Below are 16,882 nucleotides of genomic sequence, written 5' to 3'. Positions count from 1 at the left end.
GAAGCAGATGAAAAAGAAGACGGTAGGCAGATGGGTGTTGCTCGTCGTAATTGCATGCTTTCTGCTCGTTCAAATCCCGGCTCCGGCTATGGCCGCTGCGCCGTACCAAACAGGGACCGAAGGCCCGGGAGGCATGATCGTCGGGACGCAAACCGCATATGAACCGGACGGAATGATTCGGCTCGACATAAACCAGCCGGCGGATCTGTTCTATGATGAGCCGACCGGAAAGTTGTATATCGCGGATCCCGGGAATGCAAGAATTGTCGTTTATGAAGAGAACAACGCACCGCAAACGATCGGAGAAGACGTCTTATCGAATCCTTCCGGCGTATATGTGGCCGCCGATCGACTCGTTTACGTCGCGGATTACGGGTTGAAGCAAATTGTCGTGTTCGACGAGCAGGGAAAGCTCGTGAAACAGTTCGGCCGTCCGGAGGAACCGATTTACGGCAAAAAGAATGATTTTGCGCCGAAGAAGGTTGCGGTGGATAAACGCGGCAACATCTACGTCATCAGCGAAGGCTCCATCAACGGTGTCGTTCAGTTGAACAACGAGGGGCATTTCCTAGGTTACGTCGGCGCGAACCGAACGAGCCTGTCGATGAAAATGCTCATTCAACGCTTCATCTTTACGGAAGGACAGAAGGCACAGCTGTTCAAATCGACGCCGCCATCCCCGACCAGCATTGTGCTCGATTATCAAGGGCTGCTTTACACGGTAACCAATGGAATTAGCAGTGACGGCATCAAGAAGCTGAATATTGTCGGCGATAACATATTATCTTCGAGCTCTTGGACCAGCGAAGCGATGGTCGATATCGACGTGGATGCGGGCGGAAACATCTATACGGTAGACGTCAATGGGCTCATCTGCGTTTACGACAGCTTCGGCAATTTGCTGTTCATGTTTGGCGGATGGGACGATAAGTATGAACGCCAGGGGCTGTTTAAAAGCGCCTCGGCCATCGACGTCACCGACTCCGGGCGTACGCTGTACGTCGCCGACAAAGAGCGGAACGTCATTAACCGCTATTCGATCACCCCGTTCGGAACGAAGGTGTATGAAGGCGTCGACCAGTACAAGCAAGGGTTATACGTGCAGAGCGAGGACATCTGGAAAGAGATCCTCAAGATGAACAGCTATTTTATTTTGTCATATAAATCGTTGGCTGAATCGTATTTCAAGCAAAACCAGAATGGCAAGGCTCTGGAGAGTTTCCGGATGGCGGAAGACAAAGAGGGCTATTCCGACGCATTCTGGAAAATCCGCAATGATTGGCTTCAACAAAACATTAATGTCGTCGTATATACCGTATTTGCCATCATCGTTGCGGGTTACGTCATCCGAATTCTGCATCGGCGGTATCGCGTGCTGCAGCCGCTCGTACGATTGAGAAACCGCGTGGCGGACATCAAGCTGGTGAAAGAAATCGGGTTCATGTTCTACTTCCTCAAGCATCCGATCGATGCGGTCCAGGAGCTGAAGGAACACAAAAGGGCGACCGTCCGCTCGGCGACGGTTCTGTATGTCTGGATGCTGCTGCTTCAAGTCATTCTGGTCTATGCCAAAGGATATTTGTTCGCAAGCGGAGATCCCGACCAAATGGACTTATTGCCGATCATGCTAACGTCGGCCGTTCCGCTATTATTCTGGGTCGTTATGAACTACATGGTCAGCACGATCAGCGACGGAGAGGGAAAGCTGTCGGAGGTTTATATCGGCACGGTTTACGCGCTGTCGCCTTATTTGATATTCGCGCTCCCGATCGCATTGATCAGCAACGTGCTGACGTATAACGAAAAATTCGTCTACGACTATTCGATGATGTTGATCCAAGGCTGGTCGCTGCTTCTCGTTTGCATCATGGTGAAGGAGCTGCATGACTATACGTTCAGGCAGACGGTGCGGAATTTGTTCCTAACGGTGTTCGGCATCGTATTGGCTGCCCTGGTTATTTTCTTGTTAGTGCTCTTATTTAATCAAGAAGTGGAATTCATTCAAACGATCATTCAGGAGATGAGAAACCGTGCTTAACAAAGTGAAACGAATAGCTGCTCTATCGTTAACGTTCCTGCTGTTGGCCGGTTTGATCTCGATCGCGGCGCTCGCGCAGCAGGGAGTGAACCAACCGGAAGCTCCAGTCGCCGGTGCGGACGCATCGGGCGATCGACTCGCATCATACGAGAAAGCTGCGGAAAACGCCCGCTTGGCGCTTTATGTAAATAAGAACACGCTCGGCATCAAAGTCCAAGACAAACAGAACGGTTATGTGTGGGACGGCACGCTGGATGAGAAGGATGACAAGCTGAACAAATCGTGGCAATCGCTCTTCGAGTCGGGCTTGAGCGTGGAATACATGGATGCCAAACGCAAAATCAGCACCGCGCCGGTAACCGGAGAGCAAGCAAAGATTGCGGTTGAGCCCATGGAGGACGGCTTCTCGGCGAACGTGAATTACGAGAGGCTGGGAATCTCGCTGAAGCTGGAAGTTAGGTTGACGGAAGACGCGATCGAATTCAAGGTTCCGGAGAATTCGATTCAGGAGACGAATAAGGACAACCGGCTGCAGTCGCTCTACGTGTATCCGTTCTTTGGGGCAACCAAGGGAGTTCAGCAGGATAAAGGATATATGCTCATTCCTGACGGCTCGGGAGCGCTCATCAGCTTGAACGAGCAGACGCTGGCGACGCAGCCCTATATCGGGAGAGTGTTCGGCGACGATCTCGGGATGAAGGGCAGCACGCAGCTATCAGAAGGAATGGCAACTCCCATAGAGCAAGTGTATCTGCCGGTGTTCGGCATCGCCCATAAGGAAGGCGGCAACGCTTTCGTTTCCATGATCACGGGCGGCGCCCCTTACGCGGAAATTCGCTCTTATCCTGGCAATGTGACCACGGCTTACAATTGGACCACGGCCAAATGGATATACAGAGAAAACTACTTCCAGTCCTTGGACAAAGAGGGCAAAGGCATCACCTTAAACCAGGAAGAGAAGAACAAATTCGACGCTTCCATGAAAGTCATGCTTCTTTCCGGCAAGCAGGCCGATTATTCCGGAATGGCAAACCGGGTGCAGAGCGAGCTTGTGCAGCGGGGGGAGCTGCCCGCCAAGAAGGACGGCGCGGATCCGCTCCCGCTCCGCATCGAATTTTTCGCCGCGGACAACCAAAAGCAATTGATTGGGAGCGAAGTAATCCCCATGACCAACGTGGACCAAATGGACGATATACTGACCGATCTGCGGGCAAATGAAGTGGACCGCATGATGGTTGTTGTCCGCGGCTACACGGAGGGCGGCGCTACCGGAGCATCTCCTACTCATTTTCCGTTTGAAGAAAAGGTAGGCAGCGGGGACGATTGGAACGCATTCGTGGAAAAGTATAAAGCGTTAGGCATTCCCGTGTACTTTTATACCGACTACGTGATGGCCGGTGCGACGGCGGACGGATACGGCAAGGGGGACATCGCCCAGTCCGTTTCCAAGCAGCTGCTTTCGTTCTATGACACGTCGTACTACCTGCAGCCGGCAGCGTCCGCGAAGCTGTTTGGGAATGAAATTTCATCATTCCAGAAGCACGGTATCGACCATATCGCGATGGACTCGATAGGCAGCAAGCTTTTTTCCGCTTATGGGAAGTCCACGTCTACTCGCAGCGGGTCGATCGAGACGTATACGTCGATGCTGCCCCGTGATTCCATCAACAGCTACGCATTTTACAAGCCGAATTATTACCTGTGGAGGTTTGCCGACCGGATCATGGATCTGCCGATGAGCACTTCAAGCTTCCTGCTGGAGAGCGAAGAGGTGCCGTTCCTGCAGCTTGTGCTGAAAGGACATGTCGATTATTACGCCCAGGCCTCCAATTTCAACGCGAACCCGCAGAAGGAGCAACTGAAAATGATCGATTACGGCAGCTACCCGTCCTTCATCCTGACCGACGAGGATCCGATCAAGCTGGCCAATACGGAGGCGTCATGGTGGCTTTTCACATCCCAGTATTCGGTTTGGAAGGATCAGGCCGTTCAAGAATATCGGACGGTTGTGGAAGCCCTGAAGCCTGTTGCGGATGCGACCTTTGACAAACGTGAAAAAGTGCGGGAAGGCGTATTTAGAAACACTTACTCGAACGGTACCGTCATCTATGTCAATTACACTATGAATGAATTTACGGCGGACGGGAACAAGATTCCGGCGCAAGGGTTCTTGGTCCGGGAAGGAGGCCGTTCATGAAAATTCGTTACCGGCTCAGAGAGGCGCTTATCGGCCTATCGTTTATCTGGATTTGGATCGTAGGTTTTTTGGTCTTCACCTGCTATCCGTTGATCCGCACCTTGCTGTTCAGCTTCAGCCAAGTAAAGATTACTGCAGACGGAGTTAAGACAACGTTCATCGGCTGGGAAAATTACCGGAACGCGCTGTTCCTGAACGTCGAGTTCGGCGATACCTTGGCTACCTATTTTGTTGAGACGCTTGTGATCGTGCCGATCATCGTCGTGTTCGCGTTAATCGTCTCCCTTCTGCTGAACGTGAAAATCCGCGGCAAAGGCATCTTCCGGACGATTTACTTTCTTCCGGTCATTATTACAAGCGGACCTGTCATCAAGCAGCTGATGGATCAAGGAGCCACTACGCTCCCGGGCATTCAGACGATTATCGAAATGAGCAAGCTTCATGAAAGCATGCCGGAGCTGCTCGCCGATCTGATCGTGTTTCTGCTGACGTCGTTTATTACGATTCTTTGGTTCTCCGGCGTGCAGATGCTGATCTTCCTAGCAGGCCTGCAGAAGCTGGATTCCTCGATGTACGAAGCGGCGAGCATCGACGGCGCCTCCAGGTGGGAATCGTTCTGGAAGCTGACGCTGCCGGCGCTGAACCCGATGATTATCGTCAATATGGTGTATACCGTCATCATGCAGTCCGTCTTTTCGCTGAATCCGGTCATTACTCAGATCCAGAGCGCGATGTATGATGCGAAATACGGAATGGGATATTCCGCTGCGATGGTGTGGATCTATTTCCTTGTCATGCTGGTACTGCTAGGCGTGCTGGTGCTCGTTACAAGGCAGCGGGAAACGAACCGTTAGGAGGTGGGATGGTATGAAAGGGATTGACCGCAGAACGATCGACAAGACGAAGCGGATCCTGTGGGGGTTTACGGGAGAAGGCATTGTCTACAAAATAGCCGTATACTTCTTGCTGTCTCTGATCGGCTTCGTCTATTTGTACCCGTTGTTTTATATGATCACCTACAGCTTCATGAATACGGAAGACCTGATCAATCCGTTGATCACCTATATTCCGTCGGGATTTTATATGGACAATTTCGTCAAGGCAGCCGAGGTCATGGACTTTCTTAATACCTTGTGGCAGAACGTTCTTGCTTCCTTCGTTCCTGCCATCGTCCAGACCGTTTCGGCAGCCGTTATCGGATACGGCTTTGCCCGTTTCCGAATTCCGGGGAAATCCGTCTTGTTTGCGCTCGTGCTGGCAACGTTCATCATACCGCCGCAAATTACGATGATTCCGCAGTTCCTGATGTTTAAAGATCTCGGATTAATCGGAAGCATATTTTCTTATATCATTCCGGCGGCGTTCGGACAGGGAATTAAAAGTGGTCTGTTCATTCTGATTTTCTATCAGTTTTTTCGGTCGATTCCGAAATCGCTCGAGGAGGCCGCACAAATCGACGGAGCCGGCGCTTACAAAATATTTGCCGTTATTTGCGTGCCGATGGCCGTGCCGGCCTTCATCATTTCCTTCTTGTTCTCGATGGTTTGGTATTGGAACGAAACGCTGCTCGCGGCGCTGTACTTGGGCGATAAGCTGACGACGCTGCCGCTGGAGCTGCAAAACTTCGCCGTAACGTACCAGAAGGTATTCCCGGCCGATCCGAATGCGCAGACCGGACGCAGCTTGAACGAAGCGATCAATATGGCCGGAACGTTTTTGAATATCATCCCGCTGCTGATCGTTTACTTCTTTACGCAGCGCTGGTTCGTAGAGAGCATTGAACGATCAGGCATCACAGGCGAATAAGATCGCTTGAGAAGGGAGGCACGGATTTGCGGCGCAGAAGATGGATCGCATGTTTAGCCGGTGCGATGATGCTGCTGACAGCAGCGGTAGGATGCTCGCAGAAGCAGCCGGACGAATTGGACCTTGAGGCCAAGGCGTCGTTCGACTATCTATGGGAGCAGACGAACCGCGAGGAAGGCTCCGAAGGCTACGGCTTGACGAGGGACCGATACCCGGGCAATCCGAAGATCGCCAGCACGGCAGCCACCGGATTCGCGCTCACGGCGATTCCGATCGGCGTGGAGAACGGCTGGATCAGCCGCGAGGAAGGCTATGACAGAGCGGACCGCACGCTCGATACGCTTCTGCGGATGGAGCATGAGCACGGATTTTTTTACCACTTCGTGAACATCGATACCGGCAAGCGGGAGTGGAACAGCGAAATTTCGAGCATCGACACCGGGCTCCTAATGAACGGCGTCTTGACGGCGGGGCAATATTTCGGCGGCGATGTTCAGAAGAAGAGCGAGCAGTTATATGAGCGCGTCGAGTGGCCCTGGTTCGTAGACAAAGGCAAAAATCAGTTCTATATGGCATATTCCCCGGAGAAAGGGTTTCAAGGCCATTGGGACTTCTATGCCGAGCAGCTGTCCCTTTACGTGCTGGCCGCCGGTTCGCCGACGCATCCGATTGACGTCTACGACGGCTTTACACGCCACAAAGCTTCGTATAAGAATTCCGAGCCGTTCATCCATTCCTGGTTCGGTTCCCTGTTCACCCATCAGTTCTCGCATGCCTGGGTCGACTTTCGCGGCTTGGTAGACCGTGACGGGGTTGATTGGTTCAACAACTCGGTCGTCGCCTCCCAGGCGAGCCGGCAGTTCGCCATCGATCTAAGCGAGAAGTTTAAAGGCGTGGGCGAGCAGTCGTGGGGCTTTACCGCATCCGATTCGCCCGCCGGTTATAACGGATTGCTCGGTTCGCCGCCTTCCGGCTATGACAATGCGGCTCATCAAGCGGACGGCACCGTTCCGCCGGCCGGGGCGCTGGGCTCGGTTGTGTTTACACCGGAAGAATCCATAGAGGCATTGAAGTATTACCTAACGGTTCCGGATCTAAGCGGCGAATATGGGCTGAAGGATGCGTTCAATCTGAATGCCGACTGGGTCGGTCCCGATTATATCGGCATCGATAAAGGGATCACGCTGCTGATGGCCGCCAATTACCGGGACGAGACGGTATGGAACATGTTCATGAAGGTTCCTTACGTGAAGAAAGGGCTTGAAGCTCTGCAATTCAAAAATAAATAGGCTATTTCAGGCGGCGAATGGAGAGAGAGTACGATGAAACAAACGACCAATGTTTATGATCAGCTTTCGGAGAAGGTGAAGGCGTTTGTCGATCGCCAGCATAAGGACTCCTACCGGTTGATCGATGCTTGCCGCAATCCGCGCACAGGCCTTTACGGCGACGCATATTACAGTTTCGCGAGAAATCCGGAGGCCCGCTGCTCGGTCTCTGCAACCGGGGTCGGCTTGATCAGCCTGGTTGTTGCCGATTACGAGGGCTGGGACGACCAGGCGGCGGAGAAGGTCAAGCTTACGCTTAATGCCGTTCTCGGCAAGGTGGAAGGCTGCAAGCCGGCTAGAGACGCCGCGACGGGCTTCTTCGCGCACTTCATCGACATAGAGACAGGCGCGAATCAGGGCTCCGAAATTTCGACGATCGATACATCGTTGCTGGTAGCGGGAGCCTTGTTCGCGGGGAAGCATTTTAAGGATAAAATGCCCGAAATCGACGAGATGGCTCATGAATTGTTAGAGCAAATCGACTGGCGTGTTGTTATTTCAGATAAGCATAGAGGCATCATCAACATGATCGTGAAGGACGGCCAAGGAATCGCCCCGCTCCCGGCTTACAACGAATATGTGCTGGTTGCCCACTTGGCGAAAATCGCCCAGCCGGAAGACCCGGACATCCAAGAGTTGTGGGATAGCACATTTGCGGAACACAAGATTAATGAATTCCCTATGAAATATTACCGGGACATTCCGGTTATTACCGATACGAACACGAAGGATCCGAGCGATTTGAAGTTCTTGTCTTCTTTTGTGCACCAGTTCCCTTATTTCTTGGTTCCGGATTATGCGAAGAGCGAGATCTACACTCAGTACTATGAGAATGCATGCACGGCTGACCGGCTGAAGTGGAAAGAGCTTACCGATGTGCCTTCCTACGTATGGGGGTATGGAGCCGGCGCCAATGACGGTCTGTACAACACTTATCATGCGGATAAAATCGAGGATTCACCTGGCAACGTCGCTTCCGCCTACATTGTTGCCGGCTTCCTGCCGGTTTACCCTGCGGGCATCCACGACCTCTATGCGTTATATCGGCTGCACATTCCGTACGACACCTATTCCAATCCGAGGGATCGGGATGATGAAGTGAAATATAGAGCGGCTTACAAATACGGATTGCATCGTTACTCCTGGTGGCATCTGGAAGGAAGGGACCGCTGGTACCCCGAGAAAGTGACAGTGATCGACTGGAGCTCCATGCTGTACGGCATGACAGCCTTTAAACGGGGGATGTCTTTCTTCACGGACCGGTTGAGATAACACCATCTATAAGAGAAGAGGTTGTTCATAAAGTCATTTTTTGATCACGAAGGGAGTCTAGAAGCGACTCGGCATCGAATCTCGTGAAAATCCGACTTTTTGAACGCGCACTATAAGTAATTGCTGTCACTGTTTGTCGAAACGTTTCGCCGTTATCATCCGCTAGACCAATTCGAATGAAAAAGGCAGGGTTTGAAACGATGATTGAAATCCAAAACAAGCAAATCCTCATCGACGGCAAGCCGCAAATCATCATGTGCGGGGAAATTCACTATTACCGGCTTAAGCCGGAGGATTGGCAGGACCGCATCGACAAGCTGAAGGAAGCGGGCTGCAATGCGGTTGCCAGCTATGTACCATGGCTCTGTCATGAGCCGGCGGAAGGGGAGTTCGATTTTGACGGTCATACGCACCCGGAGCTGAACCTCATCCGCTTTATCGATCTGTGCAAGGAGAACGATCTGTACTTTTTCGTTAGACCGGGCCCGTTCATTATGGCGGAAATGAAAAACGAAGGTTTGCCGTACTGGGTGTATGCCAAGTATCCGGAAATCATTCCGGTCGGCTGGGACGGAAACCCGGCGACGACGAAGACGGTCGACTACCTCGCGCCCGGATTTCTTGAGGCCAGCAAAAACTGGTATCGGGCGGTGATGGCGGTCGTGGCGCCCCGTCTCTACACGAACGGAGGCAATATTATTGCGGTGCAGCTGGACAATGAGATCGGCATGCTCGCTTGGGTCAGCAATTGTCCGGACCTTACGGACAACGTGCTAAGCGATTTCGCCGCTTGGCTCCAGCAGCGGTATTCCGGGGAGCAGCTGTCTGCCCGTTATCCGTTCTCCTTGGATGACGCCGAAGCGCGCAAGATCGGCATTCGCTCTCCGAAGGAAGCGTACGCGCCGGAGCTGACGCACGACTTAGGCTACTACATGCGGAACCGTGCCGCACGTTATGTTGCTATTCTTCGCTCTTATGCCGAAGAGTTCGGCGTCAAGGACGTTCCGTTCGTCGTTAACATTCACGGGACGGACGGGGGCCGCGGGTTCACGTTCCCCATCGGCATCAGCCAGCTGTATGAATCGTATACGCAGGCGCCGGGATATCTATCGGGCTCCGACATCTATTTCGGGGATTTGGACATGGTGACGTTCCAGGATCTTTATATCATCAACGGATTTATGGACGCGGTGCATACGCCGGACCAGCCGCTCACCTCCGTCGAATTCAACTGCGGCGACAGCAACTTCGGCGAGACGTACGGAGGACGCAACGATCCTTCGGCTGCCGATTTTAAAGCCCGGATGTGCATCGCGCAAGGGAACCGGCTTCTCAATTATTATTTGCTGACCGGCGGCTATAACTATCGGATGGATATGCCGCCTAGCGACGGGAACGACCGAATCGCCTTTACCGGCGAACGCCACGGCTTTGCCGCTCCGATTAGCCCGGAAGGCGAGTACAACTATACGTTCCCGCGAATGGCGCGCACGAACAAGACGATATTGGCTGTCGGGGAGAAGCTCGCACGAATGAACGAGGAACGCGACGACGTCAGCTTTGCGTTCATTCCGGATTATTACATGACGGAATACCGTTATCCGGGCAGTGAGCGCGTGAAGGAAATCCTGCAAAATATCGAGGGGAACCGTGCGCACGGCGCTTGGGAGATCATGGGACGTGCTATGCTGCTCGCCGGCTATCGGTTCGGCGCCTCCGATATTCAAAATAAGCCGCTCGATCCTTCGGCCACCCCGGTACTCGCGCTGCCGTCTGCCCGCTATATGCACGGCCATATCCAGCGGAAGCTGGCCGACTACCTGCATGCGGGAGGAAAGCTGCTCGTTTACGGCGAGCTGCCGAGCTTCGATATGGAAGGCAAGCCGTGCACGATTTTGACGGAAGCGTTAGGAGTGAAGCCGCTTGGCCTGCTCCGTGATTCGGGCCATTTCTACCTGTCGATCGTGTCTGAAGGGTGGGCGGCCCCGCGGCCGGAAATGCGCGCATACGTTGCCCAAACGTTCGATGTCGGCGATCAGACGCCGATCATGCGCGTGTACGGCAGCGGTGAAGTGACCGCGTTCGATGCGAAGGTCGGAGCGGGACGCGCGATTGTATTCGGCAATTCGTACCGGTGCGATATCGATTTGTTCCGGACAGCCTTGGAGCTTCTCGGCGCGAAAGCGGGGCTGACGCATGATTGCAAATACCACGGCATCTTTATGACTTCAACGGCAACGAACGAAGGGGAACGGTTCGTCCATGTGCTGAATTTGGACGGCTTCGATAAAGAGATCGGCATTCAGGAGAACGGCCAACCGTTGTTCGGCGGACGTAAGCTGCTGCTGCAAAGCAAAGACGGGGTTATGCTGCCGCTCAATGTGACCCTCGGCGAAGTGAAGATTGTGTATTCCACCGCGGAAATTGTCAAAGTAGTGCAGGACCGCCTCGAATTCCGGCTGACCCAGCCTGAAGATATCATCGTGCTCGAGACGGATCGCGAATTGATTCCGAACGAAAGCTTCACGGTCCGTAAGGAAGGCAGCAGAACATGGATCGTGTCGCGCCAGCACGCCAAAGTAAACGACCGCTTAACACTACATTTCGTGTCATAGGAGGGAACTACAACTTGATGCACACCGATTCAACGATTCAAACGAAAGTGGAAGAGCTTCTATCCCAGATGACCCTTGCCGAAAAAATCGGGCAAATGTACCAGACCGACCCGGGAACCGTGCTGCGTTCCTACCATTCAAAAATCGAAGTCTCGACGCCGATGACCGGCCCCGTATCCGAGCGTACACTCAGCAAGGAACTCATTTCGAATTTGGGCTCGATCTTGAGCGCGACCGATGCCGAAACGGCGTACGAAGTGCAGAAGGTGTTCCTTGAACATAATCGGCTGAAAATCCCGTTGCTCTTCATGTTCGATATTATTCACGGCTTCCGCACGGTGTTTCCGGTACCGCTCGGCCTTGCTTCCAGCTGGGAGCCGAAGCTTGCGGAAGATACCTCCAGGGTTGCCGCAGCGGAAGGCGCCGCTTCCGGCATTAACGTGACCTTCGCGCCGATGGCCGACCTCGTTCGCGATCCGAGATGGGGGAGGGTAATGGAAAGCCCCGGAGAAGATCCGTATTTGAACGGTCTAATGGCCGCAGCGATGGTAAGAGGCTTTCAAGGGGACGATCTGAAGGCGCTAGATACGGTTGCGGCATGCGTGAAGCATTTTGCGGCATACGGCGCGGCGGAGGGCGGACGGGATTACAACACCGTCGATATGTCGGAAGCTGCGCTCCGCAATTACTATTTGCCTGCTTACAAGGCGGGGATCGACGCAGGCGCCGAATTGATCATGACGTCCTTTAACGTCTACGACGGGGTGCCGGCTACAACCAACTCCTTCCTGCTGAGAAAAGTGCTCAGAGAGGAGTGGGGCTTTGAGGGCGTGGTCATTTCCGACTACACCTCGCTTTGGGAAACGATCTTCCATATGAGCTCCAAACACGGCGAAGACGCAGCGAAGCAGGGGCTGGAAGCGGGTCTTGACATCGAGATGATATCGACGGAATACATCAGCCACCTTGAGCAATTGGTTGAAAGGGGCGAGGTAGACGTTGCGCTGATCGATGAGGCGGTCAGACGCATCCTCACGTTGAAATTCAAGCTCGGTCTGTTCGACGATCCGTACCGTTACCTCAACATTGAACGCGAAAAAAAGGCGCACCTGAAGCCTGAATATCGTCAGCTGGCGAGAGAGGCTGCCCAGAAATCGATGGTACTGTTAAAGAACGATGACATTCTTCCGCTGAAGAAGGACATCAAATCGGTGGCCGTTATCGGACCATTCGCCGACAACGGCCGGATTTTGGGCCCATGGAGCGGGCTCGGTAAACCGGACGAGGCGGTTACCGTCAAGCAAGGTCTTATCAAGAAATTAGGAAATGCTGTGAAGGTTACGGCTGCAGCCGGGTGCGACTACAGCTCGAATGACGTTTCCGCCTTCGAAGCCGCATTGGAAGCGGCCGCCTCGTCAGAGGTCGTCATTCTTGCCATGGGCGAAGAGGATCATATGAGCGGCGAAGCGGGCAGCCGCGCGTATTTAACGTTACCGGGCGTTCAGTCGAAGCTGGTCGAGGAAGTGCTGAAGCTCGGCAAGCCTACCGTTCTGGTCCTCTTCAATGGACGTCCGCTGGAGCTCAAGTGGTATCACGAGCACGTTCCCGCGATTCTGGAAGCGTGGTTCCCGGGAACGGAGGGAGGAAACGCGGTCGCTGACCTGCTGTTCGGGGACGCGAATCCTTCGGCGAAGCTGACGATGAGCTTTCCGTATACCGTCGGGCAAGTGCCGGTGTACTACAACTGCTTGAATACCGGCAGACCGAAAGGGCATGAGGATAACGACTTCCGTTTCCTCTCCAAATATCTCGACATTCCGAATGCGCCGTTCTATCCGTTCGGTTACGGATTGAGCTACACCGAATATACATATTCGGACGCCGCGCTGATCGGCGATACGTTAACGCCGGGCGGCTGCGTGAAGGCGAAGGTGACGGTGCAGAATACCGGGAACTACGCCGGCGAAGAAATCGTACAAATGTACGTTCGCGATCTATGGGGCAGCACGTCGAGACCGCTGCTTGAGCTGAAGGGCTTTAAGAAAATCCATCTGGCCCCGGGGGAGAAAGCGACGGTGGAGTTTGTAATCGAGCCGGAAATGCTCTCTTATTTCACCGCCAAGAAGCAGTACGAGGTAGAAGCGGGCGATTTCAAGGTGTTCGTCGGCAAGAACGCGAGAGATTTGATCGAGTGCGGCACATTTGCCTATAGCGTATAAACTGAAACCGGGGCTGTTCCATAAGTCATCCACATGGCTATGGGGCAGCCTCTGTTGCCGGAGGACAAGAACATATTCCGATTGAAAGTCGCTATGTTTGTTTTTTATCGGTACAAGTTCTTGTCCCGAGTCGTGGACAAGAACTTGTACCGATTGCCGAAAAGGACAAGAAGATAGTCCGATTACCGATTAATAAATATATATATATAACTATGTTTCCACGCAATTTATATTAAGTTACGGGAAGTTTAACAAAACAAATTTATTCCGGGTTCGTCTAAAAAGTAGGTTGGATTTTACGAGGAGGAGTTGAAATGTTGAGAACGTTAGTTTTAGGAGCTGCTTTAGTATTTGCCATATGTATGCTTAGTGGTTGCAGTGCCTCGCCCGAAGCCAAAAAGGGGGATTATATTATTTCGAAAGAAGGCCAAAGAATCTTAGTAGCGAAGAATATTTCAAAGAAGGATTCTGAAAGTAAGACCTTCGCTGAACTCAAAAAGAGTAACATCGAATTAATCAATTATATTGTTGAGGATTCCCAACTCTATAATGAGCTTATGATAGGCGAAAAAGTTCATGTAACCCCCAAAACGAATGACAAAGGTGAATATGTTGTAATGAAATCCGATCCCCCGCAAATTAAAGCTGGTCAGATAGAAAGACTTAAAGATTGATGAGATTATTGTAACGACTAAACAATATTTTATTACTGATCTGTCGATAGATCGTCAGTCCAGGCCTTTGAGCCGTTTATTTATGACGGTATCAAGATGGATATGGTACGAGGCAGGCGTGTCGCATCCGGAAATGGCAGTGACAAAAATGTAAATTTGCATGGCTCTTTATTGTAATATAATTACATAACAATAATTGGGTACCATGTAAGCTGAATGCCCCAATAGACTGTTGTTATGAATGAACATAATTTTTAGGAGGTTATTTATGTCCAGGCAAAATAGAACCCTAATGGATTGGAATGAGGGTGTATGGCTTAACGCCCCTCAGTCTTCTACCATAGAAGATGGGATGCTGAAGATTGTGCCGGAGAAAGGCAGAGACTTCTGGAAAAAGACTTTGTACGGTTTTGAATTTGAAGATGGACCGGCATTGTTGGCAAAATGGGATCGCAATACGGGAGTTGAGGTTTCCTTCCGGCTCAACTCCTTTGTCGAATTATACGATCAAGCGGGTCTGTTATTATATCATGGCCAGGAACAATGGATTAAAGCCGGCATTGAAATGAATGACGGGACTCCTCAACTTGCCGTTGTAGTTACAGACGGATATTCAGATTGGTCGCTTACGGCTGTACCGGAATGGGAGGGGGAGGAAGTTACCTTGCGGGCATCGATCATTAAAGATGCTGCGGTTATTCGGGCACGGAGCGGTAAGCATGCTTGGAGGACCATTAGGGTCGCAAGATTTCCATACCCTTCGAATAATCAAGCCGGTCCTTTTGCCTGCTCGCCGCAGCGCGAGGGCTTTGAGGCTACGTTTACCCGTTGGGAGGTAACTGCCCCTGACGAAGATCTTCATATTGATCCACCATTACAATAATCTAAACTATATACGCAGAATGGAATTTGAAAAACGAGATTAGGCGCAGACGATTATATCACCGAGCCCTTCAGCCCCCTCAAAGTAGTGACGCGCGTCAATACCGTTCTGTGTCGAAAGTACAACGGAAAATTGCAAAATCCTTTATCGATGGGTGTTGCTTTTTAAGTATACGAGGAAAGGGGGCTTCATCCTGAATAGGATGAAGCCCCCTTGTACCAACAACCTTTTTTATAGAAACTACGGCATGGTCAACTGAGGCAGGCCTTGAGAGACCTTTTTCAGCGAGACATTAGTATCTCCTTTGACATACCGGTCGAAGAAAGCGGATGAGAGCTCGTTAATGGAGCGGTGCATCTGACGAGGGGCAGCCCCTGTTGGCGGCAGTAATGGAGAGAACAGATAAAAATCCGTGAAACTCATATGGTTCGCATTGGCGAATACAACCGAGTATGCTTCTCCTGCACCAGCCCGTTTTCGGCGATCCGCCGACTCGGCCCAAAACTGCTCGTAATCTTCCCGACTACGGCCGGAAGATTCAATTGCCTGGTCCAAGGATCGCTCGAATGCGAGGCGGTCTACGCTAAACTCCGCATTCATCTGCATATACGGCTTCCCGTATCCGCCCTCAGGCACCGGCTGGCCGTAAAGCGTTCCGTCCATATTAAGGGCAGCTTTCACTCTGCTATCCGCCAGCAGCATCTGGGCTGCCGTGGCTCCGCCAAAGGAATGGCCGAACATGCCGACCTTATCCATATCGAGTCTTTCGGAAAAGATCCCTTTATGGTCCGATTCGTTTAGCAGCTCTATTTGATCCAGTACGAACTTGGCATCTTCGACCCACAGCTGGCTCTTTTTCTCGTATGCATCGAATCCCGACAGGTTCTCAAGTTTCAACATGGCTGCCTGGTCCGGAAAGACGACGGCGGCGGCATCATAGGGATGATCGATGCCAACGACAACGTATCCTCGACTGGCCAGTTCTTCAACCTGAAACGTATTCTGGTTACGGAAGCCGGTCAGCCCGTGAGAGAACAACAGTACGGGATAACGATCCTGGTCCGTGGATAACTCCGCATCTTGCTCGGAATGGGATTGCACGTATTTCAGCTGGCCTAACAAAAACGGGGGGATGGAGATGGCCTGCCGTAAACCTTCAAGAACGACCGGGAGATGCTTTATATACGGAGATTTCCCGGTCCCTGTGCCCAGTGACGCAGGGTACCAGAATTGGATCTTAAGCTTTCTGCTATCCGCAGGATCATCCGTGGCCGGCTCTTCTCTGCGTTCGTCCTCAAGTACCATCGTGGTCGACCCGACAGGATATGGTCCTTGAGGTTCGGCAAAGGAGAAAACCGGAAGGAGTATCGGCAATGCAGCGGAAACGCCGATATACACGATCAGAAGCAGCGCGGTGATCCAGCGCTTGATTGATGTCATTACGGCAAACCGCTTTGCAGGCTGGACCGAGGGATGATCCTTCGAGTGGGTGGATTGCCGTAAATGATAAAGAGCCAGTCCTCCTACGATTAGACATTCCGCATAGGTCGGGATCATCTGCCATCGGTAGCCTTCGGTTAACATTTGGATAATGCTTAGGCCCCCGGACAGTCCGGCTGCCCAAAAGCAGAGGTGTACAGAATGTTTGTGCTTTCCCAATAACGAGACGCAACTTATGATTAGTGCCAGATTCATGATCCATAATGCCGTTTCATATATACGCATAAGTATCCTCCTGTTTTATCGTAAAATAAGCTTATCAACCGGAGCTTTAGCCTAGCTGTAGCCAACCTTACATAATCCTTACAATTAATAATGGCTCCGTCTGACCGATAATTACAGTGTATATT

General features: G+C 52.1%; 11 protein-coding genes. 10 read left to right on the top strand and 1 reads right to left on the bottom strand.

Annotated elements, in window-relative coordinates; genetic code table 11:
* The first annotated feature begins 7 nt into the window (after nt 1–7).
* The 10 genes from GYMC10_RS15730 to GYMC10_RS15685 all read left to right on the top strand — a co-directional run bounded on the left by GYMC10_RS15730 (nt 8) and on the right by GYMC10_RS15685 (nt 15,032).
* Nucleotides 8–2,038 carry a YIP1 family protein gene (locus GYMC10_RS15730; RefSeq protein ID WP_015735405.1) on the top strand — a complete coding sequence of 677 codons (2,031 nt, stop codon included), beginning with the start codon at nt 8–10 and terminating at the stop codon, nt 2,036–2,038.
* Nucleotides 2,031–4,235, top strand: coding sequence for a DUF5696 domain-containing protein (locus GYMC10_RS15725; protein WP_015735404.1), 2,205 nt, complete (start codon nt 2,031–2,033; stop codon nt 4,233–4,235). Before GYMC10_RS15730 ends, GYMC10_RS15725 begins: the two co-directional genes overlap by 8 nt.
* Nucleotides 4,232–5,089, top strand: a complete 858-nt coding sequence (locus tag GYMC10_RS15720) for a carbohydrate ABC transporter permease (protein WP_015735403.1) — start codon at nt 4,232–4,234, stop codon at nt 5,087–5,089. Before GYMC10_RS15725 ends, GYMC10_RS15720 begins: the two co-directional genes overlap by 4 nt.
* A 13-nt stretch (nt 5,090–5,102) precedes the next feature.
* A complete protein-coding gene (locus tag GYMC10_RS15715) occupies nt 5,103–6,041 on the top strand; it encodes a carbohydrate ABC transporter permease (RefSeq protein WP_015735402.1) in 939 nt (312 codons plus the stop codon).
* A gap of 26 nt (nt 6,042–6,067) precedes the next feature.
* Nucleotides 6,068–7,330: a glucoamylase family protein gene (locus GYMC10_RS15710; RefSeq protein ID WP_015735401.1), complete on the top strand. Its 1,263-nt coding sequence runs from the start codon at nt 6,068–6,070 to the stop codon at nt 7,328–7,330.
* 33 nt (nt 7,331–7,363) lie between these two features.
* The gene (locus GYMC10_RS15705) at nt 7,364–8,641 is read left to right on the top strand and encodes a hypothetical protein (RefSeq protein ID WP_015735400.1); all 1,278 of its coding nucleotides are present in this window, start codon (nt 7,364–7,366) and stop codon (nt 8,639–8,641) included.
* Nucleotides 8,642–8,841: 200 nt separating this feature from the next.
* Complete coding sequence (locus GYMC10_RS15700) at nt 8,842–11,256, top strand: beta-galactosidase (protein WP_015735399.1); 2,415 nt, start codon at nt 8,842–8,844, stop codon at nt 11,254–11,256.
* A gap of 17 nt (nt 11,257–11,273) precedes the next feature.
* The gene (gene bglX, locus GYMC10_RS15695; protein ID WP_049788707.1) at nt 11,274–13,475 is read left to right on the top strand and encodes a beta-glucosidase BglX; all 2,202 of its coding nucleotides are present in this window, start codon (nt 11,274–11,276) and stop codon (nt 13,473–13,475) included.
* A gap of 314 nt (nt 13,476–13,789) precedes the next feature.
* Nucleotides 13,790–14,149: a DUF3221 domain-containing protein gene (locus GYMC10_RS15690; RefSeq protein WP_015735397.1), complete on the top strand. Its 360-nt coding sequence runs from the start codon at nt 13,790–13,792 to the stop codon at nt 14,147–14,149.
* A gap of 268 nt (nt 14,150–14,417) precedes the next feature.
* Nucleotides 14,418–15,032, top strand: coding sequence for a DUF1349 domain-containing protein (locus GYMC10_RS15685; RefSeq protein WP_015735396.1), 615 nt, complete (start codon nt 14,418–14,420; stop codon nt 15,030–15,032).
* Nucleotides 15,033–15,272: 240 nt separating this feature from the next.
* On the opposite strand, the gene GYMC10_RS15680 is transcribed toward GYMC10_RS15685, so the two are convergent.
* Nucleotides 15,273–16,757 carry an alpha/beta hydrolase family protein gene (locus GYMC10_RS15680; RefSeq protein WP_015735395.1) on the bottom strand — a complete coding sequence of 495 codons (1,485 nt, stop codon included), beginning with the start codon at nt 16,755–16,757 and terminating at the stop codon, nt 15,273–15,275.
* Nucleotides 16,758–16,882 lie beyond the last annotated feature (125 nt).

The organism is Paenibacillus sp. Y412MC10, from assembly GCF_000024685.1.
Classification (GTDB): domain Bacteria; phylum Bacillota; class Bacilli; order Paenibacillales; family Paenibacillaceae; genus Paenibacillus_AQ; species Paenibacillus_AQ lautus_A.
The sequence above is the reverse complement of the archived record's forward strand: the minus strand, read 5'-3'. Positions and strand labels throughout refer to the sequence as shown.

Excerpts from the sequence above, each read along its gene's own strand:
- GYMC10_RS15720 (WP_015735403.1), top strand. The coding sequence starts at position 4,232 with ATGAAAATTCGTTACCGGCTCAGAGAGGCGCTTATCGGCCTATCGTTT.
- GYMC10_RS15680 (WP_015735395.1), bottom strand. The coding sequence starts at position 16,757 with ATGCGTATATATGAAACGGCATTATGGATCATGAATCTGGCACTAATC.
- bglX (WP_049788707.1), top strand. The coding sequence starts at position 11,274 with ATGCACACCGATTCAACGATTCAAACGAAAGTGGAAGAGCTTCTATCC.
- GYMC10_RS15715 (WP_015735402.1), top strand. The coding sequence starts at position 5,103 with ATGAAAGGGATTGACCGCAGAACGATCGACAAGACGAAGCGGATCCTG.
- GYMC10_RS15705 (WP_015735400.1), top strand. The coding sequence starts at position 7,364 with ATGAAACAAACGACCAATGTTTATGATCAGCTTTCGGAGAAGGTGAAG.
- GYMC10_RS15685 (WP_015735396.1), top strand. The coding sequence starts at position 14,418 with ATGTCCAGGCAAAATAGAACCCTAATGGATTGGAATGAGGGTGTATGG.
- GYMC10_RS15730 (WP_015735405.1), top strand. The coding sequence starts at position 8 with ATGAAAAAGAAGACGGTAGGCAGATGGGTGTTGCTCGTCGTAATTGCA.
- GYMC10_RS15700 (WP_015735399.1), top strand. The coding sequence starts at position 8,842 with ATGATTGAAATCCAAAACAAGCAAATCCTCATCGACGGCAAGCCGCAA.
- GYMC10_RS15690 (WP_015735397.1), top strand. The coding sequence starts at position 13,790 with ATGTTGAGAACGTTAGTTTTAGGAGCTGCTTTAGTATTTGCCATATGT.